At 61.3% G+C, this 2,442-nt stretch carries 1 protein-coding gene; it reads right to left on the minus strand.

All coding sequences use genetic code 11. The features are described 5' to 3' along the window. Positions 1-75: 75 nt before the first annotated feature. Entirely contained in the window at positions 76-2,301 is a 2,226-nt protein-coding gene (locus tag JHC99_RS18495) for a secretin N-terminal domain-containing protein (protein ID WP_292156159.1), read from the minus strand. Positions 2,302-2,442 lie beyond the last annotated feature (141 nt).

The raw sequence follows: 2,442 nt of genomic DNA on the forward strand, positions 1-2,442 counted from the left end.
GACAGGACCGACGCGAATATCAAACGGTGATCGACCTGCCGGGCCCGCATCAGCACCGCTGCCAGAGTCGTGTGGTTATTCCGAAGCCGGCGCCGGTTCGATGGCGTCCGCGGCCGAGCGGTCGGTGCGGCCTGGATCGGAAGGGCGCGACGTCGTCGGCAGATCAAATCCGACCCCTCGAATACGAGACCCAAGCGAGACTGGCGTCAATGTGTATGACCAGCCACGGCCAGTCCGGAAAGCGGCATTCATATCGCTCGCATAGCGGTCGGCAAAGTCCGCCATGTCCTCGTCGTCCCGAATAATGTAGGGGGTGATCAGCACAAGGAGTTCTGTCCTGTTTCCCTCCACCGTATTGTTCTGAAACGCCGAACCGATTACAGGGATGTCTTTCAGAAATGGAACGCCGATATTGACCTTGCTGTAGTTATTACTGATAAGACCGCCGAGGACGCCTGTCCATCCATCGGTGATCGCGATCTGTGTTGTCAGGCTTCTGTTGAGAATTGTCGGGCTTGAGATGCCGGGGGGCGAAGCGCCGGCCGAGGAATTTTCCTGGCTGATCTGAATATCAACGCGATCGCCGTAGATGACGGGCGTGAGTTCCAGAATGACGCCTGTCTGGCGGTACTGAACACTCTGAAGAATGTCAGTGCCGTCACCGTTCTGGGATGTGTCCGTTGCTCTCTGCGAAGTGATGATCGGCACATCGGTACCGACCTGGAACCGTGCCGTGCCGCCGCTGCGGACGACCAGCTGAGGGCGTTGCAGGATATTTACGCGGTCGTTCGAAGCCTCGGCGTTCAGGCGCGCACGGAATTCCGGACCAACGAAGGTCGTCAGAAGACCGCCACTTCCCAATGATATTCCTTCTGTGCCACCTGTAAGCAGCCCATCTCCGCGCGTGTCTGTTGCCGAGAAGTTGAGGCCCAGCGCCGTCTTGTCGGTGAGGGTGACCTCGGCGATCATGACCTCAATGACCACTTGTGGGGCTGGCGTGTCGAGCGCCTGTAACAGTGTTCGCAGCTGAGCGAATTCGGTCGCTGTGCCGATGAAGATCACGCGATTGCCGGCGGGATCGACGAGGACGCGGCCGCTCATGAACTGACCGCTCGCGCCGGTGGCCGGCGTGCTCGAAGGCTGGCTGTTCTGAGTGATCTGGCCTCCGCCTGCAGGTGGTGTACCTGGAACGCCGACGGGGGGCTGAGCCTGCGCGCTGGTCGGTGCTTGGCCAATGGCCAGTTGCCCCAGTGATTGGGCGTCGGTATTGCGAACTTGGTAGACGAAGGTTGAAGCGGCGTCTCCACGCGCTGCGGGTTTGTCGAGCGTCTCAGCCCAGTAGCGGGCGCGCTCGAGGAGAGCCGGGTCCTGGGTGAAGATCAGGATCTGGTTGGCGGTGGGGAAGGCGAGGATCACCACGGAACGACCGGCCAATGCCTGGCGGGACACAACATATCCCTCGGTCGTCAGGACCTGTTCGATTGAGGTGGCCAGTCCATCCGCTGACCAGAACACAGGTTCAACCCTGAGAACCTGGGCGCCGGCGAAGCGCGGCTGGTCGATTTCTCTAAGCACCCGGACCACCTGGGCGACCTCTCGCCCAGGGCCGGATATCAGAAGACTATTGGTAAGAGGATCCGGAGTGATCCGGGCTCCGCCAAGGTTCGGAAAAAGGTCGCTGAGCAGGCCTTGAAGAACATTTACTTCGATCGTCTGCACGGGGAAGAATTGGACTACACGGGCTCCACTCTGGGGCGAGGCGCGGCTGCGCGTCACTTCTGCTCCAATGCCTGAAGCTTCCGCCGAGCCAATGGTCACGGTCTGGCCGTCTATAAAGACGTCGATGCCATTCTGCTTCAGCGCCAACTGGGTCATGCGGAACAAGGCGCGTTTGCTGGTAGATCCGCCGGTGCCGCCAGCAATTATCTCCGTGCGGTTTGCGACATCGGAAGTCAGGACAAAAGGAACGTTCAGCAGGCTGCCGAAAACGGTCGCCGCGAACTGCGGGATCGGTTGCGGAGCCAGCGCCGCATCGACAAGCTCATCGGGAATAAGGGCTGCGATGTCCGCCTCGGTCGCCGGCGGCCGGACGGGTCCGACAGCGGCGGAGTTCCGAGGTATGGTCAGGGTTTCCGAGGGTCGCCGTCCGGCGTTCGCATCCGTCGAAGCGCCTGTCGGGAATGGCGCGGCATCGTCCACCCGCATATCCGTCGGCGGGCGGGTCGTGAAGGTTTCCAGCGTCGGAAAGGTCGTGCAGCCGCCCGCGATGAGCAGCGGCGCCGCACAGACGGCGATCCGCATCGCGTGAGCGAACTTGATAGGGCGCGCCTGGGCGGCGCGATGTCGGATCGACATCTGTTCTCCTGGTGATTCAACCAAACAGGCGCACCACGCGCATTTCATAACCTTTACTCAGGGTGACTGAGTGGGCTGAAATTTCCG

It is taken from the genome of Brevundimonas sp. (genome assembly GCF_016463485.1).
GTDB lineage: Bacteria > Pseudomonadota > Alphaproteobacteria > Caulobacterales > Caulobacteraceae > Brevundimonas.

What these genes read in the sequence shown, in the direction of transcription:
- JHC99_RS18495 (WP_292156159.1), bottom strand. Translation starts at nt 2,301, where the DNA reads ATGCGGATCGCCGTCTGTGCGGCGCCGCTGCTCATCGCGGGCGGCTGC.